Source organism: Comamonas sp. Z1 (assembly GCF_008121555.1).
GTDB classification, from domain to species: Bacteria; Pseudomonadota; Gammaproteobacteria; order Burkholderiales; family Burkholderiaceae_C; genus Comamonas; species Comamonas thiooxydans.
On record NZ_VOQT01000003.1, the window covers coordinates 219,108 to 244,869 of the forward strand.

Genomic DNA, 25,762 nt, shown 5'->3' on the forward strand with positions numbered 1-25,762 from the left:
AGCTTAGCTCTCATCACAATGACTGGCTACCAGCTTCTCGAGAATGCGCTCAACCGCTGCGTCAAAACAAGCACCACTACAGCAAACTCCATTGACCGCTCCTCGACATTCACAGAACCCGATGAAGGATTCGCCGACTTTAGGCAGATGGCTGTCCATGGCGCGCGATGACGAGGTCGTCATCGACGCCGCCGACATCAACCATGAGGCATCGTCCAATCTGTGGTGCTTTTCTCCGTGCGATGACGAGTCCCTGGGTCTCAGTGCTGCAGCTCTTGTCGATTTCATCAACCAGGTCATGACAGCCAGGCGAGAGAAATTGAGCGGAAATCCATCCATGCTTTTCTATTGCTGGCATGACGCACAGACGAGGCAGCTACGCTTCAGTCTTGTCTCCAGCACACATGGCCGGCTGCCTTTCGGCTGCGCCATTAACCCCTCTGCAGAGCTCGCCGCCGTCGCAGAACATATCGTCAAGAAGGACTGGCTCAATGCCGACTGGGGCAAGACTGGGCCGAACGGCCCTGGTGCAAAAACAGCCTTGAGCCTGCCCGTGTTCGTTGCCAACCTTTAGCAGCCAAGCCCAGCCTTCAGACTCATCACTGCCCAGGCCAGTCACCGGCCTGAACGCTCCCGCCGCAATTCAGAAGCTGCCCACGGACATAGGGCAGGGAACATGGCACACTGTGGCAAACAGCAGCGAGAGCAATGCGGACCGGAGCATCGCTTTGCTAGTCGCAAGCTTGTCTCCGCCTCATGAAAACTGCCCCGGGAGTTCGTATGGGCAAAGGCAAACCAGACGCCGCAGTGGCGTTTTCAGCTATTGCATCCCCGCTTGTCGACTCGGCAGTCGAACAGGCCCGGCACATAGCCCGAGAGCCCGCCGCCGAGGGGATTCATCAGTTGCGCGTTGCGCTGCGCAATCTGCTGACACTATGGTGGCTCTACCGCCCCCTGATGGGCGCCGAGGAATATGCACGGCAGCGCGGCTATCTGAAATCGATTGCCGGCGCAGCAGGCAAGGCCCGCGATTACGACATTCTGATCGAGCTGCTGAGCCGTCATGACAAATGCAGTGCAGCCGACATTGCCGCAATATACGTCGCTCGCGAGGCAGCCTTGCAGGCTGGCAGAGAAATCCTGTCACCTCCGCATATACAGACATGCCTGCTGAAAACGCTGACACAAACAGAGGCAAGCTTGGGCGCCAAGCCTCGCCAGCGGCGATTGGGAGCACTTGCCGAAGCACGGATCGCAAAGTCCAGGCGGCAGTTGCACCAACGCATCAAGCAGGCGATAGCAGCGAACAAGCCAGATATCGAAGCATTTCACGATGTCAGAAAAGCTGGCAAGAAAACTCGTTATCTGCTGGAGCTATTCGAACCTCTGCTGCCCAAAGATCATCACCGTCTGCTCAGACGCCTCAAGAAAATCCAGCAACCGCTCGGAGAGCTGAATGATCTTGCCGCCAGCGAAAGCCTGCTACGCCAGAACCTGCGCCTGATCTCCACACCGGATCAAGCGAAAAAGCTAGAACGCTGGCTCAAGAGAAAACGCAAACGTCGCCAGAGTACTCTGGCCTGCTCGCTGCGGCAGGATTGGCGGCTCAAGCCGCCCGGTTAAGCGCCTAATACGGCACCAGTATCAGTCCCACACAGGAGCCAGGCCATCGGGGCTGACTTCACGGCCGTTGCGCTCCAGCGCAGCGATCAGCGCCATGTCTTCGGCATCCAGCTTCAAGTCGCGCGCCAGCAGGTTGCTGGCCAGATTCTCGCGCTTGGTCGACGAGGGAATCACCGCATAGCCCAGCTGCAGCGCCCAGGCCAGGGCTACCTGCGCCACCGTGGCGTTGTGCTTGGCCGCGATCTGCGCCAGCACCGGGTCCTTGAGCACCTTGCCATAGGCCAGGGTCATGTAGGAAGTGACCTGAATGCCCTGCTCCTTGAGGAAGCTCGTCAACTTCCAGCCTTGCAGATAGGGGCTCAGCTCGATCTGGTTGGTGGCAATCTCGCCCTGGCCCACGGCCGCGATGGCCTGCTTGGTCAGTTCGATATTGAAGTTGGAGATACCGATCTGGCGGGTCAGTCCCTGGGCCTTGGCCTCGGCCAGCGCCTCCATGTACTCGGACAGCTCCACGCCGTTGCCAGGGGCAGGCCAGTGGATCAGGGTCAGGTCCACATAGTCCGTACGCAGCTTTTTCAGGCTGTCCTGAAGGCTGGAGATCAGCTTGGCTTTGCTGTAGTTCTCGACCCAGATCTTGGTGGTAACAAACAGATCGCCACGTGCCACGTCGCTCTCGGCGATGGCCTGGCCGACTTCAGCCTCGTTGCCATAGATCTGAGCCGTGTCGACAGCGCGATAACCCACATCGAGTGCATTGCGCACGGAATCGATCACGGTCTGACCGGAGAGGCGGAAGGTGCCGACCCCGAAGGAAGGAATATGGCTCATGAAATAACTCCTGAATGAGATTGAAGACGGCAGCCAGTCCTGAGCTTGCATGTCTGCTATCAGGCCAGGCTTTTCCGATGCCTGAAGTTTGCCCAACCCATATTTGTAGATTAAGCCCTGTATTTCACAAATTCTTTTGAAATAAAATCAAATATAAAAACTCGATTCTTGCGCCAGCAGTGACCAGTCTTCATCATCTTTGATGGCAACACGTGCCCCAGCAGACATGACTGCCATGCCCGCTGCGGGAATGCAGGCTTGCGCGCCATCGGCAATCACCAACAGTCGTTCAACAGAGGTGAATTCGGCAATGCGCCGGTGACCGGGGCGAACAGAGCCACAGACGAGCTCCCAAGGCGGTGCACACAGTTGATATTTGCAGATCAAGCCTGGAACCCCCTCAATTTTCTTGAACTGAATTCAACAATGAAGACCACGCTCGACGAATTGCAGGCCTTTGTAGCCGTCGTGGACACGGGCACCATCACAGCCGCTTCGGAGCTGCTGGGCCTCACAATTTCGGCTACCAGCCGTACGCTGGGGCGTCTGGAAGAAAAGCTGCAGACCACGCTGCTGCGCCGCACGACCAGACGCCTGGAACTCACCGAGGAAGGCGCCACCTTCTTGCAGCATGCCCGCGCCATACTGGCATCGGTGGACGAAGCGGAGGAGCTGATGGCGGCGCGGCGCATGCGGCCGGCGGGAAGATTGCGTGTCGATGCAGCCACCCCCTTCATGCTGCATGTGCTGGTGCCGCTGATTGCTGGATTTCGTGCACGCTACCCCGAGGTGGAGCTGGAGCTGAACTCCAATGAAGGCATCATTGACCTGCTCGAAAGGCGCACCGACGTGGCATTTCGCATCGGCGTGCTCAAGGATTCCACCCTGCACGCCCGCCCTGTAGGCATCAGCCGCATACGCGTGCTGGCCAGCCCGGCCTATCTCAAGCGCCACGGCATGCCCGCCAGTCCGGCGCAGCTCATGCAGCACAGCCTGCTGGGCTTTACCCAGCCCGAATCGCTCAACGACTGGCCGCTGCGCGACGCCGACGGCAATGCCCTGCGCATTCGCCCGGACATTGCCTCCTCCAGCGGCGAGACACTGCGGCAGATGGCGCTGGCCGGCCTGGGCATCGTCTGCCTGTCGGACTTCATGACCCGCTCTGACCGCGAGCAAGGAAATCTGGTCCAGCTGTTCGGCAAGCAGACACTGGACATCTGCCAGCCCGTCAATGCGGTCTACTATCGAAACACCGCACTGGCGGCGCGCATCACCTGCTTTGTGGACCATGTGGTGGAAACGCTGGGCAGCCGTCCCTTCGGGACCTGAGCGACGCAAGCCGGCGAATCAAAGACGATGGCGGCTGTCATACCTGTGTCGCGATGACGCGGCGCAATGGGCTTGCCACGAGGCTGTACCGCCTCAGCCCTGGCACAGGCTGCGCTGCTTTTGAATTGAACGCCGTGACTGCACGGTTTGCTTAGAGAGGTGCATGTGATCAGCATTTTGGGCATCGTTCTTTCACTCGGTCTGCTCATCACTTTGGCCTATCGCGGCGTCAGTGTGCTGCTGCTGGCACCACTGACAGCCCTGCTGGCCGTGGCCTTCGGTGCACCGGAGCTGATGCTGGCCAGCTACACCCAGATCTTCATGGTCAGCCTTGGCGGCTTTGTCATCGCCTACTTTCCGCTGTTCTTGCTGGGCGCGGTCTTCGGCAAGCTGATGGAAGCCTCGGGGGCGGCTCACATCATTGCCCAGGGCATTGCGGCAGCACTGGGCGAGCGGCGCGCCATACTCGCCGTGGTGCTGGCCTGCGCCGTTCTCACCTACGGCGGTGTTTCCTTGTTTGTCGTGGCCTTTGCGGTGTACCCCATCGCCCAGGCGCTTTTCCGGCGTGCCGACATCCCGCGCCGCCTCATGCCGGCCACGATTGCGCTGGGAGCCTTTACCTTCACCATGACGGCGCTGCCCGGCACGCCGGCCATCCAGAACGCGACCCCCATGCCCTATTTCGGCACCACGCCGTTTGCCGCGCCGGGACTGGGCCTGATCGCCGCAGCCGTGATGCTGATGCTCGGCCTGTGGTGGCTGCACTGGCGCAGCGCGCAGGCGCGCTCCAGAGGCGAAGGCTTTGCCGCCGAGGACGAAGCCCAGCAGCTGGCAGACGAACTTGCTCCAGCGGCAGAGGCCGCCACCAGCCATCTGGAGCTGGGCAAGGCCTTGCTGCCGGTTGCCGTGGTGATCGCTCTGAACTATCTTTTATCGGTGCATGTGCTTGCAGGGCTGGACACACGCTATCTGGCCGAAGCCCGTTTCGGCGCCACCACCATCGAGGCGCTGCGCGGCATCTGGGCCGTGATTGCGGCCCTGACCGCGGCAATCTGCCTGCTGGTTGCCCTGTGGTGGGGCCGCCTGCCACAGCTCAAGCAACTGCTCGACGAAGGTGCCAGCGCCTCGGCCCTGCCGCTGCTGAACACGGCCTCTCAGGTCGGTTATGGTGCTGTCATCGCCTCGCTGGCAGGCTTCACGCTGATACGCGATGCGGTGCTGAACATCTACCCGGACAACCCGCTGATCTCGATGTCGATCGCCATCAATATTCTGGCCGGCATCACCGGCTCGGCCTCGGGCGGCATGAGTATTGCACTGCAGACCCTGGGCAGCACCTGGCAGCAGATGGGCGAGGCCGCCGGCCTGTCGCCCCAGTTGCTGCACCGCGTCACGGCCGTCGCCACGGGCGGACTGGACACCTTGCCGCACAACGGCGCCGTCATCACCCTGCTGGGCATCTGTGGGCTCACGCATCGCCAGTCCTATCTGGACATTGCCATGGTGGCTATCGTCCCGGCCGTCGCTGCCCTTGCCGTCATCGTGGCGCTGGGCAGCCTGTTTGGCAGTTTTTGATCCCGAGCTCCCGGGATCAGGGCCCCGGTATTTGCGCATCACGCAGGCCCGTTGGCTGCGGGAACTCCGGCCGCGCCCGTATGATCCCAACCCCTATGCCTCAAAACACCGCCCAAGCATCCTCCTCGCAACATGGCTTGCGCGCCCTCTGGCGCCAGCGTGGAGCGGGTGCCTGGCTGCTGTGGCCGCTATCGCTACTCTATGGAGTGCTGCAGGCCTGGAACGCCAGGCGCATGCGCAGCCACCAGCAAAGCACGGGGCTGCCAGTCATCGTCGTCGGCAATGTGATTGCGGGCGGCGCGGGCAAGACCCCTGTGACTCAGGCCGTGGTGGCCCACCTCAAGGCCAGGGGCTGGCAGCCGGCCATCATCTCGCGCGGCTATGGCCGCAGGATCGAGAACGGACAGGATTGCCGTGAGGCACTGCCGGACAGCCCCGCCAGCGAGGTCGGCGACGAGCCCGCCCTGCTGGCGCGCAGCACCGGCGTGCCTGTCTTTGTCGCCTCCAGGCGTCTGGAGGCGGCGCAAGAGCTGCGCCAGCGCTACCCGCAGGTCGACGTGATCGTAAGCGACGACGGCCTGCAACATCTGGCCCTGGCACGCGATGTGGAGCTGTGCGTCTTCAATGATGAAGGAGTCGGAAACGGCTTTCTGCTGCCCGCAGGCCCGTTGCGCGAGCCCTGGCCTCGCCCGGTGACGGCCACACTGCATGCCGGCCAGCCGCCCCGGCCACTGGGCTCTTCACCGGCGTTCGCGCTGCAGCGCAGCCTGGCCGACACCGCCCACAACGGCCATGGCCAGAGCATCCCGCTGCGCAGCCTGGCCGCTCGGAGCCCGGAGGCCGTGGCTGCGGTGGCACGCCCCGAGTCCTTTTTTACCATGCTGGCCGCCCAGGGCATCACTCCGGCAGCAACCCAGGCCCTGCCCGATCACTATGATTTCGAGAGCTTCTCTCGCACGCTGGAAAACGACAAGCCCTTGATTTGCACCGAGAAAGATGCCGTCAAGCTCTGGCGCAGCCATCCCGAAGCCTGGGCCGTTCCCCTTGAGCTGCAGCTGCCGCAGGCCTTCTGGGAGCTGCTGGACGCGCAGTTGGCCAAGGCCAACGCCAATATTCGCCGCGATAGCAAGCCAGCCTGACTATCATTGAGCCTATGGATCGGCCTCGGCTGATCCCCCCTTTTTGCAGCGCCAGCCCCCTGCTGGCGCCCTCATCCCGTTTTGCAGGAATACTCCATGGACGCCAAACTTCTCGAACTGCTGGTCTGCCCCGTTACCAAGGGCCCGCTGCGCTTTGACCGCGAGCATCAGGAGCTGATCAGCCACAGCGCGCGTCTGGCCTACCCCGTGCGCGACGGCATCCCTGTGCTGCTGGAAAACGAAGCCCGCACCCTGTCCGACGACGAGCTGGAAGAAGAAAAGCAATAAGCCATGAGCTATACGGTACTGATCCCGGCCCGACTGTCCTCGACCCGTCTGCCCGGCAAACCCCTGGCCGATATTGCCGGCTTGCCGATGGTGGTGCGCGTGGCCCAGCGCGCAGCTCTGGCCGGCGCAGCCCGCTGCGTGGTGGCGGCCGACGACGAGAGCATTGTGGCGGCCTGTGCCCGGCATGGCGTCCAGGCCATCCTGACCCGCAAGGATCATCCCAGCGGCAGCGACCGTCTGGCCGAAGCCTGTGCGCAGCTGGGCCTGTCCGGTGACGATGTGGTCGTCAATGTGCAGGGCGACGAGCCGCTGATCGACCCCAAGCTCATCGAGGCCGTGGCGCAACTGCTGCTGGCCCGCCCCGAAGCCAGCATGGGCACGGCCGCCCATCCTATTGATAGCCTGACGGATTACCGCAACCCGAATGTGGTGAAGGTGGTCTGTGACGTCAAGGGTCTGGCCAGCTATTTCAGCCGCGCGCCCATCCCTTTCTCGCGCGACCACGGCGATGAGGCCTGGTGGCAGACGGCTGCCCCCAGGGCCGGTCACACAGGTTTCACACCGCTGCGCCATATTGGCATCTATAGCTACAAGGCCGGTTTTCTGCGCGAATTCCCACAACTGGCACCTGCACCGACCGAAGCCATGGAGCAGCTTGAGCAGTTGCGCGCCCTCTGGCACGGCCACCGCATTGCCGTGCATATTACGCCCGATGCACCGGGTGCCGGCGTCGACACGCCCGAAGACCTGGAGCGCGTGCGCGCTGTTTTTGCTGTTTGAGAAAAAGACCTGCGCACTTTGGCGACACCGGTCCGCAGGCCGTCTTCTTCCAGGGCTGCTCAGGCATCAAGCCGGCAGCAGCCCCGTCGGCCAGAGCAACCCCAAAGGGCCCTGGGCCAGTCCAGGAAAGCGCTGATCGCTATACTTTCCGCATAGTCCGAATAGCATATGTAACGGCTTCGGCACCTGGATTACAACTACAGCAATCGCGTTTGCAGCGGATACATGCCTTCAATTGGCCGCACTTGTGACAGCCTTGACTGAATTGTGTAAGCCTGTGTTGGTCTTGTGCGTGCTATCCTTGCCCGCGAAAAAATACGGCCCGGGGACTACGGACGACCACCCGTCTGCCTGGGCCAGCAAGAATTTCTACTCTCCTCAAGGATTTCCATGAAACTGATTTTGTTGGGTGCACCCGGCGCCGGCAAAGGCACTCAGGCGGCCTTCATTTGCCAAAAGTACGGTATCCCTCAAATCTCCACGGGCGACATGCTGCGCGCCGCCGTCAAGGCTGGCACCCCTCTGGGTCTGCAAGCCAAGGCCGTGATGGACGCCGGCCAGCTGGTCAGCGACGATCTGATCATCAACCTGGTCAAGGAACGCATTGCTCAGCCCGACTGCGCCAAGGGTTTCCTGTTTGACGGCTTCCCCCGCACCATCCCCCAGGCCGACGCCATGAAGGCCGCCGGCGTGAAGCTGGACTATGTGCTGGAAATCGACGTGCCCTTCGACGCCATCATCGAACGCATGAGCGGCCGCCGCAGCCACCCCGCCTCGGGCCGCACCTACCATGTCAAGTTCAACCCTCCCAAGGTGGAAGGCAAGGACGACGTGACCGGTGAAGACCTGGTTCAGCGCGAAGACGACAAGGAAGAAACCGTCAAGAAGCGCCTGGACGTCTACAGCAGCCAGACACGTCCTCTGGTGGACTACTACAGCAACTGGGCCAAGGCCGATGCAGCAGCGGCCCCCAAGTACCGCGCCATCAGCGGCACAGGCAGCGTGGAAGAAATCACCGAACGCGCTCTGGCCGCTCTGGCTTCCTGATCGCCCTGATCACTCGCTCATGGAGCCTTGCCGACTTTCGCGGCCAGGCATCTCTGGGCAAAAAAGGCCGGAGTCTTCACCGGCCTTTTTTGTTTTTGAAGCTCGCGCTCCCGGCCTTCCGGCCGACATCAGTCCGGTGCGGAAAAGCTGTACCAGGGATGGCGCTGGAGCCATCAATATTCATAGCTTCCCGCGGCTACATTCATTGGATTTCAGAGCAAAACACCATAAATACTCTTTATCAATGAGGGCTAGCAGCTCTCATAACAAGAGCATCAATCCAATGCGTGAGGCCAGCCCATCAGCTCCAGCATCAGGCTGATTCTGGCCTTGGCCGCCGGCAGGCTGCTCACACGGCCATCCCCCGCTCCCTCGGCCTGCACCACCTGCCCCTCCTCGCACCGGGTCGTGATGCGCAAAGCCATGCCCTGCGCCTGCGCCCAGTCCAGGGCTGACCCCAATGCCTGATGGAGTGTGCCATTGCCCGTGCCCACCACCACCACGGCACGCACGCCTGCCGCATACCAGGCCTGCATCACCGCCAGAGCTACGGCACTGTTGCAGCCCGCATGACTGTGCAGCAGCTCCACCAGGGGCCAGTGATCTGCGGGCGGTAAAGCGATTGCAGTGGAGCTGGCCGCAACGACCGGCAGCCCGCCTGTTGCCCAGCGCAGCCGCCCCTCTTCCACCCAGCCCTGCGGGCCGGCACCACTGCCATCGAAGGCATCCACACGATAAGGATGCACCTTGCGCACCTGGCGTGCACTGAACACCCGGCCCGCCACCACGGCAAGCACACCGCGGCCAGCAGCCTGCATGTCGGCCGCACAGGCCACGGCATCGCGCAGATTGCCGGGGCCGTCAGCCGAAATGGCTGTGGCCGGGCGCATGGCGCAGGTCAGCACCACGGGCTTTGCCGGGTGCAGAACACATTGCAGAAACCAGGCGGTTTCCTCCAGCGTGTCGGTGCCATGGGTGATCACGATGCCGCTCACGTCATCACGAGCGAGCAGCTCGGCACATCGCAGCGCGAGTGCATGCCAGGTCGCGTGATCCATATCCTTGCTGTCCAGCTGCGCCAGCTGCTCCACCTGCAGCGATGCAGAAGCAACGCGCTCCAGGTCCGGCACGGCCTGCAGCAGCTGAGCCACGCCCAGTTGGGCCGCACGGTAGCCCACACTGGTGCCCGCCTGCTCGGCGACACCGGCAATCGTGCCGCCCGTGCCCAGGATGACGATATTTTTGTCAGGTTCCACTTGCAGTCCTCTTCAAACTGATTAAAAATACAGGTACTGGATGAACACACAGTATTCATCATCGATCGATCAAGGAATGCCCATGGACCACCCCAAGCTCACTCCCCGCCAGCAGCAGATTCTGGACCTCATCCAGTCCAGCATCGCTCGCACGGGTGCGCCCCCTACCCGGGCCGAGATTGCCAGCACCTTTGGCTTCAAGTCGGCCAATGCTGCAGAAGAGCATTTGCAGGCACTGGCCCGCAAGGGCGTCATAGATCTGGTCAGCGGCACATCGCGCGGCATTCGCCTGCGCGCCGATACCGTGCGCACCATCAATGCGGCACGCGGTGCCAGCTTTGCGCTGCCGCTCACGGCACTAGCTCCGCTGGTGCTTCCACTGGTCGGCCGCGTCGCTGCCGGCTCGCCTATTCTGGCCCAGGAACATATCGATCAGAGCTATTCGGTCGAGCCCAGCCTGTTTGCCGCCAAGCCCGATTACCTGCTCAAGGTCCGCGGAATGTCCATGCGTGACGCGGGCATCATGGACGGCGACCTGTTGGCGGTACAGGCTACGCATGAAGCGCGCAACGGCCAGATTGTGGTGGCCCGCCTCGGTGACGACGTGACCGTCAAACGCTTCAAGCGCACGCCTCAGGGCATCGAGCTGCTGCCCGAGAACCCCGACTACAAGATCATTCACGTCGATCCTGAAGAGCCATTCGCCATCGAAGGCCTGGCCGTAGGCCTTATCCGCAACAGCATGTTCATGTAACGGGCAGACGGCGTCCCTCCGCCTATGCAGCGGAGGCACCGGGCCTCTTTCCCTCTCAAGCCCAGGTGGTAGGCGCGAAGCCGTTGAGCTTCGCCCTGGGCGGAGCTTTGCCTGAAGAACGCAATCCTGCCCTTATCCATGCCGCAAGGTCATCAAGAGGAGTTGCCAAATGGGATTCGCCACATCACTGCAGGCTTTGACACGCCTGACCCTTAAAGGGCAGCCTGCCACGCTGTCGCTCAACCCGAACTTCTGCTCTGATGATGCAAGCGAAGCCGCTGCAGAACCTGTATCCTTCACTACCAATCGCCCAAAGGCGAAGCAGATCAGCATTCCTGTCATGCGCGCCAACCGCGGCCGCAGTCGTCTAGGCAGCAATACGCTTTGTCCTCAGGCCTTTGCAGCGACACCAGAGCTGCAATCGCCAATAACCGACGAGTCTAGGCAAGCAGCTTCTCCACGACTTCTCAAGATCGTGCAGCGTGAGCCGCGCAGTCAGCCCGAATGCCTGCTGATCTGCGGACGCATGGCCGATGTCTGTGCCGCGCTGGAGCGTATGGCACTCCATGAGCAAGCAGCCCCGCAAGTCTGAAAGCTCAGTGAGGTTTGACTGCCTGCACTCGTGCAGCTCCGAGCCCGACCCGCGATAGGCCTGCAGGCGATGCAACAAAGCTTCCATTGCATCCAACAGGAAGCCACCTCAACGCTCTTGGCCCATCGGCCGGCAGATATGGCGCCAGACAACTCTGCCAGCAGTGCATAGGCAAAAACTCGATGTCGCCAGAGCAGGCCCTCCGTATTGGCGCCGAACGATCTGGATCGCTATGTAAATTATTTGCTGATGTTCTGCCTGTGCCTGTCCGCCGGAACGCATTTCGCACAAGCCTCGCAGCCTTCTAAACTCCTTGTCAGGCGCGAATATGCGTCAGAACGGATACCCGGATCAGGGTATTGCAGCACCTCTTCGACAGTGGAAACATTCATATACACATGTCAATGAGGGCGTCTTATGAGTGCCTACCGCAAGCTCTTGCAGCACATACAGGCCAAAGACGCCAATGGAGACCTGCGCCTGATTCTGGTCTATCAGAGTTTTGATGAGGTCGACATGCCGCATGGCGTCTCCATACGACCGTCTGCCATTTACTTTGAAACTGCCGATCATCAGGAGGTCAACTGGCTCAATCCACAGCAGTTCGAGATAGAGGCCACTGGCGAAATCCTCAATCGCGTTCCCCCTTCGCCCGAGGAATGAGACAACTCGACGCGATCGACCCCGTTACAGAGTCTTACCTCCTGTCTACAACTCTGCTGCATTCAAGAACTAGGCATTGCGCAGCTCGAAATATTGGAATAAATTGATTTTCAGGCACATCTTCCGGCATCAGGAGGCTGAACATGTTCAAGCACCTGCTCATTCCCACCGATGGCACCAAACTGTCAGAGGCTGCCGTGCGTGCTGGCGTTCTGCTTGCGCGTGAACAAGGCGCCAAGGTGACCGGCCTTTATGTCATGCCCGATTACCGCGCCATCATCTACGGCGCAGACGCACTGCTGACTTACAACAGCACAGAGTTCGAGCGAAGTGCCAACAGCGATGCAGATGCGGCTTTGCAGTTCGTTGACCAGATTGCCAGACCTGAAGGCGTACCCTGCAACTTTGTGCGAGTCACCCACGCCTCTGTTTACCAAGCCATTGTTCACCAGGCGCAGGAATTGCAGTGCGATCTGATTTGCATGGCCTCACACGGTCGCAAAGGCATAGGCGGAATTTTGCTGGGCAGCGAAACCCAGCGCGTCCTGACGCACAGCCATGTCCCGGTGCTGGTACACCGGCCCGCCTCCACCGGCAAACATTAAGGAGCCAAAAATATCGAATAGCAGTCCTGCATCTTGCACGCTTGCCTCGGTACAAGATGGGCAAGCGACTTGCAAGTCATGGCTGCAAAATGCAGGCCAGCCAGTCAGGAGCTGCTGGCCGCACCCGATGGGGCAACCTGTCAACCGTTCAAACGCGTCAGCAACAGTGCAAGAGCGATAAACGGCGATTGAGGCCAAAGTAACGCCTCTGCCAACTATTCAAATGCATTGACTGTGTGAGCTGCAGAACCGGATCGAGAGGACCCCAAAACTTGCCCGCCTTGCGCGGGCATTTTTTTGGCTGCTAGGCACATCGCTCCGATACTTCTCCCAATCGCTCACGATGCCCAGGCAAGGTGAACAGAATCTGGAGATTCTGCGAGTCCATTTGCTGCACCACGATGGAGCCGTCTTCGTGCAGATAGATCCGCACAGTGTGTGCATCATCCAGATCCCAGTGCGCAACGCTCGTATTCACCCCCCGCCAGCCATGCTCCTCGCACAGCCGACGCCGGCGCAAGGCCTTCAAAAATTCCTGCGAAGCACCAAGCTCTGCATTGGTTTGCACCCAGCTGTCGATCACCAACTCATAAGCCATCTGCTGCGTATGGCAAGGCTTGGCCAGCTTCATATGCCTGATCCAGGCATCTAGACGGGAGGCAAAAGTGTATTGCAGGTGGTGGGACATGGGCTTTTTTTGAATTCAGTAGGGCACAGGGCTAGATCGCCACTTGCGCATCAAAAATCAGAATTTTCCTACGCCCAATTTACCGAAAAGTGCAGCAGAAACAAAATCTACATCACCAATAGGTTCAGGGTTTAACACTGCTTGACGACCGGCCTGAGAGACAACTGGCAGAGCGAGACTTGCCAGAGCCACGGTGAACTCTGAGCCTGCACGGTGACATATCTCAAGGATTGGATAAGCTGGCTTTTGGACGCTTGCCAGCTGCTCAGCCACCGCATTGCCTAGTATTTCGGGAGCACCTACCGATGACTTGCCTGTTGGAATTCAGGCAAGGCGATTCAGCCCTGCTTTCGTTGACTCAGGCCAGAGCATCGTCATCCTGAAATTCAATGCGCCTCTCTCAAAATTGTCATCATCAGGCAATTTTTACGTTCAAACCCATGCCGGCTCAGAATAGATTTCATTAAAAAAATCTATCTTTTCACTCAGTTACTTAGCACGGCCACTTCATCAAGAAAAGATGACAGCGGCACCGGCAAAGCACCTCCCCAGCGCTTCAGAGAAGCTCACACAGCAGATCTGCTCTGTCCATTAGCGCGATCTGTAAGTGCCTACATACTTCCTTACATCCTCTTGATACAACATCAGTCAAATGCAATGAAATGTCAGCTCGCAGGTCCTGCGGCAAGTCGTTGAGCAACAGGGAGTGTCGTCATGAGAAAAGTTAATCCTGCCGCCAAGAACGCGAACCGCGCTTTTGTCCGTCTGCACACGTATGTGACCAAGCAATTCGACTGGGATCTCTTCACCAAGGACTACCGGGTAGTCCTGCACACTGACGAGGATGGAGGCGTCACGCTCTACATCGTCAAGGTCTTCGACAAGGATGGACAGCCTGCCGCACTAGGGCCAAAGATCCCTAACCAGATTACGTTCTCTTACCGTCAGGCTCCCATCATGTCGGTATGGACAGAGTTCTTTAACGACGGCAAATTCAGTTGGCGCAATGTCTCCTGCCGCTAGGGCGCAGCGGTGGAGGATGGTGAATTGGCTGTCGGCATAGACACCCGTCGCTGCGCCAGGAGCGCCATCCTGTCCAACACATTCAGGAGAGTTGCATGACCCGCTTCCAACCGATGCTTGCAACTGCTGCCCTGCTCAGTCTCATGACGCTACATCTCAGCAGCAGCTCCATGGCGCAGGCCGCCTTTACAACCCCGGGCGGCTACACCAACTCCTACAGCGGCCAGATCACGGGCAACGGCATCGTGCAATACGGGCTCGAAACGCGGCCCTTCCAGCGCATGACCGTCACGCTCAACACCAACAATCCGTCCAGTCAGATGAACGTCTTCAAGGACGGCTCTGCCCAGCCTCTATGCCAAGGCTCGGCCAACAACAACATCTGCACCTTTCGCATCGAACGTGGTGCCAGCTATCGCGTGCTGATCTTCCTCACGCGTGAAGCCGCCCAGCGCGGCGAAAGTGCACGCTTTACGCTCACCACCGAAGAAAGCACCTGACAGCTTGACTGCCGTCAAGAACCCCTCAGTCCATGGCTTGTAAACTGGCTTCAACAGATTCAAAGTGAAAGCCCGTTACACAATATGGAAAACTTTCCCAAAGACATCTACACCGAGCCCACGCCCGATGTGAATACCCTGGCCAACCTCGGCCCCCTCACCGGCATGGCCGGTATCTGGATCGGCAAGCGCGGCCTGGACATCAACCCAAAGGCTGACGGCCCCGAAAAGCAGGCCTTTATCGAGCACATGGAGTGCCAGCCCATCGATGCGCAAACCAACGGGCCACAGCTCTTCTATGGCCTGCGCTACCACACACGCATCGTCAAGCCCGACGATGTGGAAACCTTTCACGACCAGGTCGGTTACTGGCTGTGGGAGCCTGCCACCGGCAACATCATCCAGACCCTGACCATCCCGCGCGGACAGACCGCCATGGCCACGGGCAAGACCACGGCTGACGCCACCAGCTTCACCCTCAGGGCCGAGCGCGGCTCCACCGTCAACGGCATCTCCAGCAACCCGTTTCTGGAGCACGCCTTCAGAACCGACGCCTATACCATCACCATCACCAAGCACTCGGACGGCACCTGGTCGTACGAGCAGGAAACCACGCTGACCATCCCCGGCCAGAGCGAGCCTTTTGCCCATACCGACCGCAACACCTTGCACAAGATTGGCGAGCCCACGCCCAACCCAACGGCAAGGGCCGCAGTTGAAATCTGATTAGCACTCTCAAAGGACTCCACGCCCCGGCCGAATTCACTGGATCCGCAGGGCGCACACTCCCCCGATTACCGCATCGTCCGTGATGACCTTACGCTGCTGGCCATGGCCCTTACAGGCAAGAAGGCGCTTGCCTTCAAACCGGCTTATATAGATGCCTTTCAGCGCATGGAGGCCGTTCGCAACAGGCTGCCGGCATTCGGCGCATGGAGCTGACCTTCAATCTGGTCGCGAAGACTGAGGCGCAAGTGCACCGCACTGCGTTCAAGACCTTGATACGGGGCGATGCCGATAGATGAGCGCACAGCAGCCACCTGCCGAACCTGAATTACGGTCGCCCACCCTGCGCCATATACAGCCGATTGTGATCGAGCTGAGGCAGGCCTCCTTCGACAGCCTGCCATGGCGCATTGCCGACGGCGAGATCATCGGCTCGACCGACGCCCAACTGGCCAAACTGGCAACGGCCTGCTCCCAGCACCGCGAGAGGCAGTCCAGCCTGCCGACCGGCAACAGCCGCAGAGCAGGCTGCGCATGACCTTCGGACAGTCTGCTTCTGATAGCTTCCAACGCTTTATGGATAAGGGCTTGAGGCGGATTTTACCTGCAACCTCATGAATTTGATTTCCATCAGGAAACCGTCTGAATACTCATTTCACGGTGTTGCATTAGCAGCCCTGGAGTGTGAGTATGAGTTCGGTGATCGATCGAATTGATTTGGCAACAAGACGCGCACCTATGCGCAAGGAGGCTGGATATGTTCAAGCACATTTTGATTCCTACGGACGGCTCTAAGCTCTCTGAGGCCGCGCTGCGCGCGGGCATACAACTGGCTAAGGAACAAGGCGCACAGGTGACGGCGCTTTATGTGATGCCGGATTACGCAGCCATGATTTACGGAGCCGAGGCGCTGATCGCCTACAACTCTGCAGAGTTCGACAAGAGCGCCCAGAAGGAAGCAGATCAGGTGTTGCAAGCTGCCCTGGACATTGCCAAGACCGAGGGCGTGGCCTGCCAGACGGTGCGGGTCACGAATATCTCCATCAATCAGGCCATCATCAAGCAGGCGCAGGAGGGTAACTGCGATCTGATCTGCATGGCATCACACGGCCGCAAGGGCATTGCCGGCATTTTGCTGGGCAGCGAGACCCAGCGCGTACTGGTCAACAGCAGCATTCCGGTTCTGGTGCACCGCCCGGTTTAAGCATGCTCGACTGCAGCGCAGCCACTTCCCGGCCGCTCTCATAATGCAAGCAACGCCCCATCGCCCTCGTGCGGTGGGGCGCTTTTTCATGGCCGATCGTCGTGTAGCATCGGTGCATCAAATTGTGAGCTTTTGGTTCCATTTGTCACGCCGGCAGCGGCGTCTCTTGTTCATTTTGAAAAAAGGGAAAAGCAGATGAGTCACGCAATCGCAACCGCTGCCGGCCTGGCGTGGCAGACCGGCCCGATTCGCCCGAGAGCCTGCACCTGCGGCAGCGTGGTGTGCCAGTTGCTGCATGAGCGGGTGATGAGCGATATGTCGCGCCGCATGTTTGTGGGCGGGGTGGCGGCCATGATGGCGCCATTTGTGACCCTGCATGCTGCCGAGACAGGCGAGGGCGGGGCGGCCAGGCCGGCCGACCGCCCCGTGTTGCTGACCAATCTGCGCCTGTTTGACGGCACGGGCAAGTCGGTGCGCCAAGGCGTCCAGGTGCTGATCCAGGGCAAGCTGATTGCCGCCCTGCCCTCTGCCGGCGAAAAGGTGGAAGGTGCGCAAGTGATCGACTGCCAGGGCAAGCTGGTGATGCCGGGCATGATCGATACGCACTGGCACACCATGCTGGCAGCCATTCCGCAGATGACGGCCATGACGGCAGATCTGGGCTATCTGTATATCTCCGCCGCGCAGGAGGCACAGCGCACGCTGATGCGCGGCTTTACCTCGGTGCGCGACGCGGGCGGCCCCGCCTTTGCGCTCAAGCGCGCGATCGACGAGGGCATGATCCCGGGCCCGCGCATCTATCCCAGCGGGGCGATGATTTCTCAGACCTCGGGCCATGGCGACTTCCGCCTTCGCAGTGATATTCCGCGTGCAGCGAACGAGCCGCTGAGCATGGTGGAGCAAACCGGCGTGGCCATGATTGCGGATGGCGAGGCCGAGGTGCTGCGCCGCGTGCGCGAGCAGTTGATGCTGGGGGCCTCGCAAATCAAGATGCTGGCAGGCGGCGGCGTGGCATCGCTGTACGACCCGCTGGACAGCACCCAGTTCACCGAGAAGGAGCTGCGCGCCGGCGTGGAAGCCGCCGCAGACTGGAACACCTATGTGATGGCGCATGTTTACACGCCCAAAGGCATCAAGCGGGCCATCAAGGCGGGCGTGAAGAGCATCGAACACGGCCAGTTGGCCGACGAGGAAAGCGTGCGCATGATGCGCGACGAGGGCGTGTGGTGGAGCCTGCAACCGTTTTTGCAGGACGAGGACGCCAACCCCCACATCGATGCAGTGCGCCGCGAGAGCCAGTCGCGCGTGGCCCAGGGCACGGTGCGCGCCTATGAGATGGCGCAGAAGTACGGCATCAAGACGGGCTGGGGCACGGACATTCTGTTCAGCCCCAAGGGCACTGTCACACAAGGCAAGCAACTGGCCAAGCTGACGCGCTTTTACGACCCGATGACGCTGCTGAAGCAGGCCACGGGCACCAACGGCGAACTGCTGGCCCTGTCAGGCGAGCGCAACCCCCAGCCGCTGGGCCGCATCGCCCCTGGCGCATTTGCCGATCTTTTGGTGGCCGATGGCGACCCGACGGTGAATCTGGACTTCCTGAGCAACCCGGAACAGAACCTGCGCCTGATCATGAAGGACGGCAAGGTACACAAGAACACGCTGTAGGGGAGACAAATGACCCAGCACATCAACACCACTCCGGGCATGGCAGCGGCGGCGCTGGCCGTGGGCCTGCTGGCCGGCACGCCAGCCTGGGCGCAGGACAAGGCGGCGGCCGATGCATGGCGCTATCAGCTCACGCCCTATGTATGGCTGACGAGGCTGGACGGCAGCGTCCGCCCGTTCAGAGGAGCGCCAACGGTGAGCGTGAACAAATCGTTCTCGGACATTCTGGAGGACCTGGACGCTGCAGCCTTTGTGAACGGCACGGCACGCAAGGGACAATATGTGCTGCAGGGCGACTTCAGCTACGCAGCTACATCGGACCAGGCCGCCCTGCCCCTGGGCCTGAGTGCCAATGCCAAGATTCGTCAGACCTCGCTGACTATGACCGGCGGGCACAACTGGATGCTGAGCCCCCAGTCGAGCTTCGACCTGATGGCGGGCCTGCGCCTGTGGCAGATCAAGGCCGAAGTGAATGTGCCAGGGGTGGCGTCCGCGCAGTCCAACACCTCGTTCGTCGACCCCGTGGTCGCCGCACGCTGGCGCTACGACATTGCGCCGCGCTGGTCGAGCTTGCTGTATGCCGATATGGGCGGGCTGGATGTGGGCTCGAAGTTCACCTGGCAGGTTCATGCCTCGGTGAACTACCAGGTCAAGGAAAACATTTTTGTGTCCATAGGCTACCGCCACCTGAGCGTGGACTACCGTGACAATGGCAAGCGACTGGACTTCAGCCAGAGCGGCCCGATCGTCGGAGCGACGCTCAGGTTCTGATCACCGCCAGCGGATAGACAATACCCGGCCCGGCAGACCAGCGGTCTGCAATGCCACATACAGCAATCGCTGCGGGCGAACCGGGCTGCGTCAGGCCCTCAGTAGCGCTGGATTAACTGGTGCGCGATCTCACTCAGTTTCAGCGCATGGAGTCTCCTCAACCACATGAGGAGTCTGAGCCTGAAAAAGCGCTCGCAACACCACCACAGCATAAACCTGGGGCGTGTGCACTCATTGCAGCAGTCTGCCTTTGCTTGCTCCGCCAGCCTCCCTTGCCGGGCGACAATGTCAAAACCGCACCAACTGAGCAAAACAAGAAATCCGACAGGCCACGAGGCATCAATGAATCGCACCGAATTTCTGCAGCAGCCCGAAGTCATAGGCTTTACCGACTGGCTTGCAGCCACACTCCCCCAGCGACAGATTCAGTTGAACATTCGCTCTTCCAGCTACGTACCCAAGGGTTTGACAGCCACCACCCGTTTTGCCGATCTGGTACCTCGCCACTACCGCTGGCGGGCGACCGGCCTGGCAACGGGCGACTGGGCCGAGTCGTGCATCAAGACAAGCGCTCTTTCTGCCAAGCTGCGCACCGCCGTGCAGGCCAACGATGCGACAGCCACCCTGGCCGCCTGTAGCGATGTGCTGGACTGGGGCGGCGAGCGCAACCCCAAGGAAGGCGCGCGGCCCTTTCTTGTGGGCCTTGGCACGAATATCAGCCACTACATTGCCCAGACCCATCAGGAGATGGCGCTTGGCTCGGCCAGCCTGCGCACTGGCTTTCCGACAGTGCAGCTCATGAACTCCATGCTCACCAAGGTGCACGCCTTTTATTCGGCAGAAGGCTTGCCCATCTATGACTCGCGGGTCAGTGCTGCAGCGGCTGCACTGGTGGAGTTTTGGCGCCGCAGTAGCGGCACGCGCCACCTGCCCGATACGCTGAGCTTCCCTCTGGCCGGCGGCAGCCAGAAGCCCCAGCACAAACTGGCTTGCCTGTTTGACCAGCCACCGTCGCCGGGCACCCTGCTCTACACCAGCCAAAGCACGCCCCAGCGCTGGGCTGGCGCCAAGGTACGGCTGGCCTGGGTAATGGCCGAAACCCTGCGCAAGACCCCCAGCCTGTTTTCAGGCCAGCCCGATCGCATGCGCGCCATGGAAGCTTCACTCTTCATGGTGGGCTACGACCTGAACTGCCTGGCCTGAACAGAAAAACCCCTGCCAACCAGTAGCTGCAGGGGCTTTTCTCCGCACTCAGGAATCTGGATCAAATAAGCCTCCAGCGCTTATCCACCAAACGCCGGAAGCTATCAAAACAGCTAGCTCTGAGAAAAGCCAATGGGCCTGCCGAATGCGGACAAGGGCAAAGTGGCTAGGCTGACTGGAATCACCGCAGCGCCCTCCACCAAAGCATAAGGCCAGCCGGTGGACCCGATCCAGGGTACTGCGGTTGGAACGACTTGCACCAGGGCAGCAGAAACCGCAACCCTGAATGGGCCCGGAACCCACCATATCCTGCTGCCTGTCCTGATGAATACTGTGAGGAATATCGAGAGTTCCGCCTCAAACGTAAACCAAATGCTACGTAATGGCCGTGAACTCACAAAATTCAGCGTTGCGCCACGTTCTCCTACAGAAGGGTTTTCCATGGCTCGGCGACCATGCACCCACAGCAAGCCAACCCGGTTTGCTGGTCACCAACCTGAAGGAGTGAAGGAAATGACGCAACAAGCGAACCAGCAGCACAGCCCCAGCCAACAGGACAAGCAACAGCAGCAGCAAAGCCCTGGGCAACGCCAACCAGGCCAGAGCACCAGCCAGCCCGGCCAGCAGCAACAGCAAACCCCGGGACAGCAGAAGAACCCTGCTCAGCAACAGCAGCCTGGGCAGCAGCACAAAACGCCTCAGCAGTGAAAGGGAGCGCCTCAGCGCTGGCCCAGCTTACCAGCGTTGTTCTGTACCACGCAAAGAAAGGAGCAGGAATGCAATTAGCCTCACCTGTCATCTCATCCGATCGTGTCAACGGCACCAACGTCTACAACCCCAACGGCGACAAGCTGGGAGCTATCGAGTCACTGATGATCGACAAGCTCACCGGCAAGATTCGATATGCAGTGATGCAGTTTGGCGGTTTCCTGGGCATAGGCTCAGATCTCTACCCACTGCCGTGGGATAGCCTCAAATACGAGCCCAGCCAAGGCGGGTACGTGGTTTCCGTCACCAAGGAGCGGCTTGAAAACGCCCCTCACTACGAGGGAGGAAGATTGCCCGAATACACCGACGACTATGGCCGCCGTGTTTATGACCACTACGGTGTGCCCTTTGTCTAACTCCGGCACGCAACCACACATGCGCTAGTGCCCAAACTCAAGAAGAACCGCAGGCCGGTCGGCGCCGGCCACCAACCAGTTGGAGTTCAGCCCACCTCGCGGTCGGCTTTTTTTTGCGCGGAGATTTTCAAATGTAGCCTCCTGGCCCCGCGGGCCTTAAGCGCGACCTCTCCCCGCAGGGTCAAGCGGGGCCATCTGGTGTGATGGTTCCCGGTACAAGGTATTGCTCAAAATCGAGGCCTGAAATACGCTTTACCAATACCGTGGTGCACAAGCCGTGAGCTGCGGTCTGAGCGGTCACACCAGATGGTGATGATATCCATTGCTTTCTGCCGAGCCTGAGGTTCTCTACCCTCCCTCTGCTTCCCCAGGCACGCCGCAAGGCATCGGCCTTTACACGCAAGCCCACCAGCCAACGCCGGTGGGCTTTTTCTTTGCCGGTAGACGCTCAGTGCAGCCACGCAACACATGAGGTCGATGTCTGTTGACGCGCTGTACAGGGGAAATTTAAACTACTGTACAAATGAACAGCACTGATAAAAATAACAGTAAAATTCAAGGCAACAGCTTGCTGCGCCAGAGCGCGAAGCGCATTCACTCCACCATACCTTTGTTGGTTTCACCTGCTCTCAAGAGCGCTGGTCTTTTTTATCCGACCCCGCCCATCCAGCGGGCCTGCTTCTCGCCAAAAGGAGACTCCATGCTGTACAGCACCGTTCCTCAACCCGTTGATGAAGACCTCGTGCAGCGCCTGCGCGAGAAGGGAGGCCTGTGAAATGGCCACACATCCCCACCGCCCTGCTCGCGCTGCTCCTGACAGTCCTGCTCTTGATCGCCCCGGCCTTGGAACAAAGCTACTGACCGCCGCGCAATGGAGCCTCAGCCTCCTGGGTATCTTTTGCCTCATCGGCGTGGCGGTCGTCATTGCCACCACCCCGGAAGCCTGGCCGCTGTGAACGGTCGACCTCATCGATTTTGATAACCATAGGCGTTTTCCTGACAAGCGCCAGACCGGAGAAATATCATGGAAAAGATCATCGAATCCCTGATCCTCGTCGCCGCCATCTTCATGGGCGTACTGTGGCTTGCCACCCCCAACGCCCAGGCAGACGAACCCACCACCCTCACCAAATCCGTGCGCGACGAGTTCGCCTGCCCGGGCATGCACGCCGAATGGCTGGACGCCCACACCGTCCAGTGCCTGCGTGAAAAGCCCTGATCTACCGTCCCGCTGCCCCCCGCGAACAGCCCATGCCCCATCGACACCGTACGGCAACGGCAACAGCTCCAGCACCACGACAGCCAACACAGCCGGCTGCTGCCTGCTATGGAAAGCAAGACTGCTAGTTCAATCCAGACGATGCCATCAGCTGCAGCACACCTTCAAATGCAGATAGGGCGGGCGCAACGCAATCGCCAATTCAGAAGCTCGGAAGCGCCCGCCAAGCAGACAAAAGCCCGCAAGGTTCCAGACCTAGCAGGCTTTTTTGCCAAGTGGTTGGCATGTACTACCGCTACCTCAATCTGCTATGGCAAGCCCGCAAGCACTTGCGCGAGCGTTACTCGGAAGGTTTTGCGTAGACCTCTGCACTCAGCACCTCAAGGCCGACAAAGGGTTCAGTCCCTTCGACCCAGGCATCGTGCCCGGGTGGGATGGCGTAGGACTCGCCTGCGCTGAGCATTTTCTGAGAGCCGTCCTGCATTTGAACGGTGAGCTTTCCCGAAACGACGTGCCCCACATGCGAGAGCTGGCAGTATTCAGTCTTCACCACGGGCTTGATGCATTCGGACCAGCGCCATCCGGGCTCAAAGTTGAACCGTCCAATCGTGTAGCCCTGAAGCTTTACGAGCTCCACGCGAGTTTTGCTAGGTGTGCGAAGTTCATCAGGCTCGCTGTGTGACCTGACTTCTAGCTTCTCAACGCTGACTGGAGTGGCCATGATTTTCTCCTTCATAAGAGCTGCACCTCGAGCCCCAAGGAATTCTTCAGGTATAGCTGGTGAGCCGAAGGACAGATGAAAAAACTTATCACTACGTCATTCGCATGGCATTGCCAGGAGCACTTATCAGTTACCAATTGCTGCATGCGGCACGGCACTGTCTGCGCCGCCCAATTCACGGCTGACAGCAAAAAGCATGCTTTGACATACGTGGTGCCTACGCGGCCCATCTAAAGCGCCACAAGTTCGCACAGATTTTTCAGATTTGCATACAGCAAGCAGATCGAATGCAGCTGCAGCAAGAACGGTATGACTTCTTTGCGCAGCCCCAAGACGGCGCGGTGCTGACTATTTTGGGCACAGCCAATGCCTTAGCCATTGATAAAGCTGGCTGAACTGTCCAGACCCCGCCCACCCAGCCTGCGCCGTATGGGCTTTTTTGTCTGCCATTCACGGAGGCACGATGGGTCGCGCCGCCCCCTTGGCCTCAGCGAGGTAAATGCCCGAGTCATCCGCCGTGCACCAAGAACCTACTAGCACTTGAGCCCGCTGATGTTAGGACTACGGCTCGGTTACTTTGCAGGGTGGTCGCGGCGGAACAGCTCCCACTCGTCGATTTCCGTGCCGTTGGGCAGCACGCAGATGCCGCGCTCTCCGGCAGTGGTCTTCTCGATGCGGGTCTTGCCGCCCAGCTTGGCGCAGTACACCGATGCGGGGTTGGCCATGCCGATCACAGGCGCAGCGGACTGAGTCTGGGCACAACCGCTGATGGCCAGTGCAGAAAGTACTGCGCTGGTGGTTCCAAGTGCTTTTTTCATGGGCTCAATGTAGCAAATGCCGCCTTTTTCATTGAGCCGCAAAAAATCCTGACTCACATCAATCTCTCATCTCCTTCATACATATGGGCTAAGGGTTGGCACCGACGATGTTGGCGGCACTCTGTCAGCCAATGTCACTTTTAGTTATTTCACCTCCAAAAGAGGAAAAGTGAACTGTCAGAAATCGCAAGAAGTTGTTAATTTGTGATCCGGAAGATGAGCGGCTGACACATTAATGGCCGCCTTGGCATTTAGATTTGACTAGAGATATGGCCAGTCTGGCCTGTCTGTTGGTGATCACTAGCAGAAGGGCTGTGTGTATGCATACGAGCAACGACCACATCTTTGTGTTGATGCCATCTCTGTCCCTGCTCTTCCTGGCCGGCCTGCTGGGAGTGTGCTGGGCGACCCAGCCCAAGCAACGCTTTCTACTCTGGCTGTGCGCCTCTTTCCTGCTAACCGCAATGTCCATCAGCATTCGCAGCGTGCTGAAGTTTGAAGTCCTCAATCACTATGTGGTTCTCGTCAACGCACTGTTTCTGGCGGGAGCTTGGTGTTTTTCCAAGAGCTTTTCAGAGCGTCGGTGTGTACCCACATATCCGCTTGCAGCCCTTGTCTTGTGTGCCGCGACGCTGGCCTCGCTCTACTATTTCGCCAACGTGGCACAGAACCAGGTGGGTAGGCTGCACACATTCGGTATAGGCGTAGCTCTGATGCTCTTGCTGCCAGTGCCGGCAGTCCTCAAACGAGGCCTCACCAACGACTGGCTGGATAGGATTTTGCTGTGGTCCTATATGTTTTATGCCGTCTTTACCATGCTGCGCCCGACGCTGGTCGCGACTTTCGCGCATAACGGTCTCGGCGATGCCATGGATGCCAACTCAACCTATTGGCTGACAACGCTGATGAGTATTTTGCTTTTTGCATTGCTCTTCACGGTTTTAGTCTGTGCAGTCACCATCAGGGACACAGTCCGTCAACTGCGCACTGAACGCGACCTGGATGCTCTGACCCAGATACTGAATCGCCGCGCATTCAGTGAAGCCGCACAGCATCGCCTGGCCGACCAACGCCTATATCCCATGGCGCTTCTGGCCAGCGATATTGATCATTTCAAACGCATCAACGACAACTGGGGGCATGACAAAGGTGACGAGGTCTTGCAGCTTGTCGCCAGAGCGATGCAGCACAATGTGCGCAGCAATGATCTGGTTGCACGCTTCGGCGGTGAAGAGTTTATGGTTCTGCTGACAAAGATCGATTTGCAAGGTGCCGAGCAAGTCGCCAAGCGCATTGGCCTGGAGTTGAGAAATGACCAGGAGCTATTGCCGAAAGGGCCAGCCCTGACGCTGAGCTTTGGCATCACTTCAATCAGCAATGCCGACCAGCTTGAAGGTGCACTGAGGCAAGCCGACCAGTTGCTGTACAGTGCCAAAAATGCTGGCCGAGACCGCGTTCATGTGGAAGGCCGCACTTACCCAGACATCAGCTTTGAACACACCTTACCGGCAGACCACCCCATGGCATTGCTGATGTAAGCCGGTGAATTCGCTGACCAATGCCATCACGCACCGGGCAGCTCACGTATCCAAGTTGGCCCACAATGATTCCTGTATGG

General features: G+C 59.7%; 32 protein-coding genes. 26 read left to right on the forward strand and 6 right to left on the reverse strand.

Features of this window, described 5'->3' with window-relative positions; translation table 11 throughout:
- Positions 1–43 precede the first annotated feature (43 nt).
- Together FSY45_RS07680 and FSY45_RS07685 are read left to right on the forward strand one after the other, a co-directional pair.
- Entirely contained in the window at positions 44–574 is a 531-nt protein-coding gene (locus tag FSY45_RS07680; protein ID WP_223305593.1) for a hypothetical protein, read from the forward strand.
- Positions 575–780: 206 nt separating this feature from the next.
- The gene (locus FSY45_RS07685; RefSeq protein WP_046460185.1) at positions 781–1,623 is read left to right on the forward strand and encodes a CHAD domain-containing protein; all 843 of its coding nucleotides are present in this window, start codon (positions 781–783) and stop codon (positions 1,621–1,623) included.
- 21 nt (positions 1,624–1,644) lie between these two features.
- Here the strand turns inward: FSY45_RS07685 and dkgB are convergent, their stop codons facing one another.
- Together dkgB and FSY45_RS28205 are read right to left on the reverse strand one after the other, a co-directional pair.
- On the reverse strand, positions 1,645–2,451 hold the full coding sequence (dkgB, locus tag FSY45_RS07690; RefSeq protein ID WP_003062901.1) for a 2,5-didehydrogluconate reductase DkgB: 807 nt from the start codon (positions 2,449–2,451) through the stop codon (positions 1,645–1,647).
- Positions 2,452–2,598: 147 nt separating this feature from the next.
- Positions 2,599–2,733, reverse strand: a complete 135-nt coding sequence (locus FSY45_RS28205; RefSeq protein WP_255443237.1) for a hypothetical protein — start codon at positions 2,731–2,733, stop codon at positions 2,599–2,601.
- Between the two features lie 144 nt (positions 2,734–2,877).
- Here FSY45_RS28205 and FSY45_RS07695 point away from each other — a divergent pair, with 144 nt between their 5' ends.
- The 6 genes from FSY45_RS07695 to adk all read left to right on the forward strand — a co-directional run bounded on the left by FSY45_RS07695 (position 2,878) and on the right by adk (position 8,609).
- Complete coding sequence (locus FSY45_RS07695) at positions 2,878–3,780, forward strand: LysR family transcriptional regulator (protein ID WP_046460183.1); 903 nt, start codon at positions 2,878–2,880, stop codon at positions 3,778–3,780.
- 165 nt (positions 3,781–3,945) lie between these two features.
- Entirely contained in the window at positions 3,946–5,355 is a 1,410-nt protein-coding gene (locus FSY45_RS07700) for a GntP family permease (RefSeq protein ID WP_046460263.1), read from the forward strand.
- Positions 5,356–5,450: 95 nt separating this feature from the next.
- Positions 5,451–6,494, forward strand: coding sequence for a tetraacyldisaccharide 4'-kinase (gene lpxK / locus FSY45_RS07705; RefSeq protein ID WP_046460182.1), 1,044 nt, complete (start codon positions 5,451–5,453; stop codon positions 6,492–6,494).
- Positions 6,495–6,590: 96 nt separating this feature from the next.
- Positions 6,591–6,782 carry a Trm112 family protein gene (locus FSY45_RS07710; protein WP_003054006.1) on the forward strand — a complete coding sequence of 64 codons (192 nt, stop codon included), beginning with the start codon at positions 6,591–6,593 and terminating at the stop codon, positions 6,780–6,782.
- A gap of 3 nt (positions 6,783–6,785) precedes the next feature.
- Complete coding sequence (gene kdsB, locus FSY45_RS07715; protein ID WP_046460181.1) at positions 6,786–7,562, forward strand: 3-deoxy-manno-octulosonate cytidylyltransferase; 777 nt, start codon at positions 6,786–6,788, stop codon at positions 7,560–7,562.
- 390 nt (positions 7,563–7,952) lie between these two features.
- A complete protein-coding gene (gene adk / locus FSY45_RS07720; RefSeq protein WP_003062884.1) occupies positions 7,953–8,609 on the forward strand; it encodes an adenylate kinase in 657 nt (218 codons plus the stop codon).
- A gap of 275 nt (positions 8,610–8,884) precedes the next feature.
- Here the strand turns inward: adk and FSY45_RS07725 are convergent, their stop codons facing one another.
- A complete protein-coding gene (locus FSY45_RS07725; protein ID WP_080944366.1) occupies positions 8,885–9,865 on the reverse strand; it encodes an asparaginase in 981 nt (326 codons plus the stop codon).
- An 82-nt stretch (positions 9,866–9,947) separates the two neighbouring features.
- Here FSY45_RS07725 and lexA point away from each other — a divergent pair, with 82 nt between their 5' ends.
- The 4 genes from lexA to FSY45_RS07745 all read left to right on the forward strand — a co-directional run bounded on the left by lexA (position 9,948) and on the right by FSY45_RS07745 (position 12,479).
- The gene (lexA, locus tag FSY45_RS07730; protein ID WP_003062881.1) at positions 9,948–10,619 is read left to right on the forward strand and encodes a transcriptional repressor LexA; all 672 of its coding nucleotides are present in this window, start codon (positions 9,948–9,950) and stop codon (positions 10,617–10,619) included.
- 169 nt (positions 10,620–10,788) lie between these two features.
- Complete coding sequence (locus tag FSY45_RS07735; protein ID WP_080944365.1) at positions 10,789–11,211, forward strand: hypothetical protein; 423 nt, start codon at positions 10,789–10,791, stop codon at positions 11,209–11,211.
- 417 nt (positions 11,212–11,628) lie between these two features.
- Entirely contained in the window at positions 11,629–11,874 is a 246-nt protein-coding gene (locus FSY45_RS07740; protein WP_003062877.1) for a hypothetical protein, read from the forward strand.
- 143 nt (positions 11,875–12,017) lie between these two features.
- Complete coding sequence (locus FSY45_RS07745) at positions 12,018–12,479, forward strand: universal stress protein (protein WP_003062875.1); 462 nt, start codon at positions 12,018–12,020, stop codon at positions 12,477–12,479.
- 304 nt (positions 12,480–12,783) lie between these two features.
- Here the strand turns inward: FSY45_RS07745 and FSY45_RS07750 are convergent, their stop codons facing one another.
- Positions 12,784–13,167, reverse strand: a complete 384-nt coding sequence (locus tag FSY45_RS07750; protein ID WP_003062873.1) for a hypothetical protein — start codon at positions 13,165–13,167, stop codon at positions 12,784–12,786.
- Positions 13,168–13,881: 714 nt separating this feature from the next.
- Between FSY45_RS07750 and FSY45_RS07755 the strand changes: the two genes are divergently transcribed.
- From FSY45_RS07755 to FSY45_RS07815, 13 genes are all read left to right on the forward strand, one after another.
- Positions 13,882–14,190 (forward strand): hypothetical protein, encoded by a 309-nt coding sequence (locus FSY45_RS07755; protein WP_003053988.1) that lies wholly within the window; start codon positions 13,882–13,884, stop codon positions 14,188–14,190.
- Between the two features lie 95 nt (positions 14,191–14,285).
- Complete coding sequence (locus tag FSY45_RS07760) at positions 14,286–14,690, forward strand: hypothetical protein (RefSeq protein WP_003062872.1); 405 nt, start codon at positions 14,286–14,288, stop codon at positions 14,688–14,690.
- 84 nt (positions 14,691–14,774) lie between these two features.
- Complete coding sequence (locus tag FSY45_RS07765) at positions 14,775–15,416, forward strand: FABP family protein (RefSeq protein WP_003062870.1); 642 nt, start codon at positions 14,775–14,777, stop codon at positions 15,414–15,416.
- Between the two features lie 39 nt (positions 15,417–15,455).
- Complete coding sequence (locus FSY45_RS28490) at positions 15,456–15,632, forward strand: Rha family transcriptional regulator (protein WP_080944364.1); 177 nt, start codon at positions 15,456–15,458, stop codon at positions 15,630–15,632.
- A 79-nt stretch (positions 15,633–15,711) separates the two neighbouring features.
- Positions 15,712–15,954 carry a hypothetical protein gene (locus FSY45_RS07775; protein WP_046460178.1) on the forward strand — a complete coding sequence of 81 codons (243 nt, stop codon included), beginning with the start codon at positions 15,712–15,714 and terminating at the stop codon, positions 15,952–15,954.
- Positions 15,955–16,173: 219 nt separating this feature from the next.
- Positions 16,174–16,620 carry a universal stress protein gene (locus tag FSY45_RS07780; protein WP_003062865.1) on the forward strand — a complete coding sequence of 149 codons (447 nt, stop codon included), beginning with the start codon at positions 16,174–16,176 and terminating at the stop codon, positions 16,618–16,620.
- 195 nt (positions 16,621–16,815) lie between these two features.
- The gene (locus tag FSY45_RS07785) at positions 16,816–18,288 is read left to right on the forward strand and encodes an amidohydrolase family protein (protein WP_046460176.1); all 1,473 of its coding nucleotides are present in this window, start codon (positions 16,816–16,818) and stop codon (positions 18,286–18,288) included.
- 9 nt (positions 18,289–18,297) lie between these two features.
- Positions 18,298–19,059, forward strand: a complete 762-nt coding sequence (locus FSY45_RS07790) for a hypothetical protein (protein WP_046460175.1) — start codon at positions 18,298–18,300, stop codon at positions 19,057–19,059.
- A 342-nt stretch (positions 19,060–19,401) separates the two neighbouring features.
- Positions 19,402–20,262, forward strand: a complete 861-nt coding sequence (locus tag FSY45_RS07795) for a hypothetical protein (protein WP_046460173.1) — start codon at positions 19,402–19,404, stop codon at positions 20,260–20,262.
- Between the two features lie 513 nt (positions 20,263–20,775).
- Entirely contained in the window at positions 20,776–20,970 is a 195-nt protein-coding gene (locus tag FSY45_RS07800; protein ID WP_046460172.1) for a hypothetical protein, read from the forward strand.
- Positions 20,971–21,038: 68 nt separating this feature from the next.
- Positions 21,039–21,386: a PRC-barrel domain-containing protein gene (locus tag FSY45_RS07805; protein WP_046460171.1), complete on the forward strand. Its 348-nt coding sequence runs from the start codon at positions 21,039–21,041 to the stop codon at positions 21,384–21,386.
- A gap of 523 nt (positions 21,387–21,909) precedes the next feature.
- Positions 21,910–22,161 carry a hypothetical protein gene (locus FSY45_RS27795; RefSeq protein ID WP_167599004.1) on the forward strand — a complete coding sequence of 84 codons (252 nt, stop codon included), beginning with the start codon at positions 21,910–21,912 and terminating at the stop codon, positions 22,159–22,161.
- A 249-nt stretch (positions 22,162–22,410) separates the two neighbouring features.
- Positions 22,411–22,605 carry a hypothetical protein gene (locus FSY45_RS07815; RefSeq protein ID WP_003053971.1) on the forward strand — a complete coding sequence of 65 codons (195 nt, stop codon included), beginning with the start codon at positions 22,411–22,413 and terminating at the stop codon, positions 22,603–22,605.
- A gap of 340 nt (positions 22,606–22,945) precedes the next feature.
- Here the strand turns inward: FSY45_RS07815 and FSY45_RS07820 are convergent, their stop codons facing one another.
- Together FSY45_RS07820 and FSY45_RS07825 are read right to left on the reverse strand one after the other, a co-directional pair.
- Positions 22,946–23,326, reverse strand: coding sequence for a cupin domain-containing protein (locus FSY45_RS07820; RefSeq protein WP_034389780.1), 381 nt, complete (start codon positions 23,324–23,326; stop codon positions 22,946–22,948).
- 572 nt (positions 23,327–23,898) lie between these two features.
- The gene (locus FSY45_RS07825; protein WP_034361540.1) at positions 23,899–24,144 is read right to left on the reverse strand and encodes a DUF333 domain-containing protein; all 246 of its coding nucleotides are present in this window, start codon (positions 24,142–24,144) and stop codon (positions 23,899–23,901) included.
- Between the two features lie 320 nt (positions 24,145–24,464).
- Here FSY45_RS07825 and FSY45_RS07830 point away from each other — a divergent pair, with 320 nt between their 5' ends.
- Positions 24,465–25,682 carry a GGDEF domain-containing protein gene (locus tag FSY45_RS07830; protein WP_003062847.1) on the forward strand — a complete coding sequence of 406 codons (1,218 nt, stop codon included), beginning with the start codon at positions 24,465–24,467 and terminating at the stop codon, positions 25,680–25,682.
- Positions 25,683–25,762 lie beyond the last annotated feature (80 nt).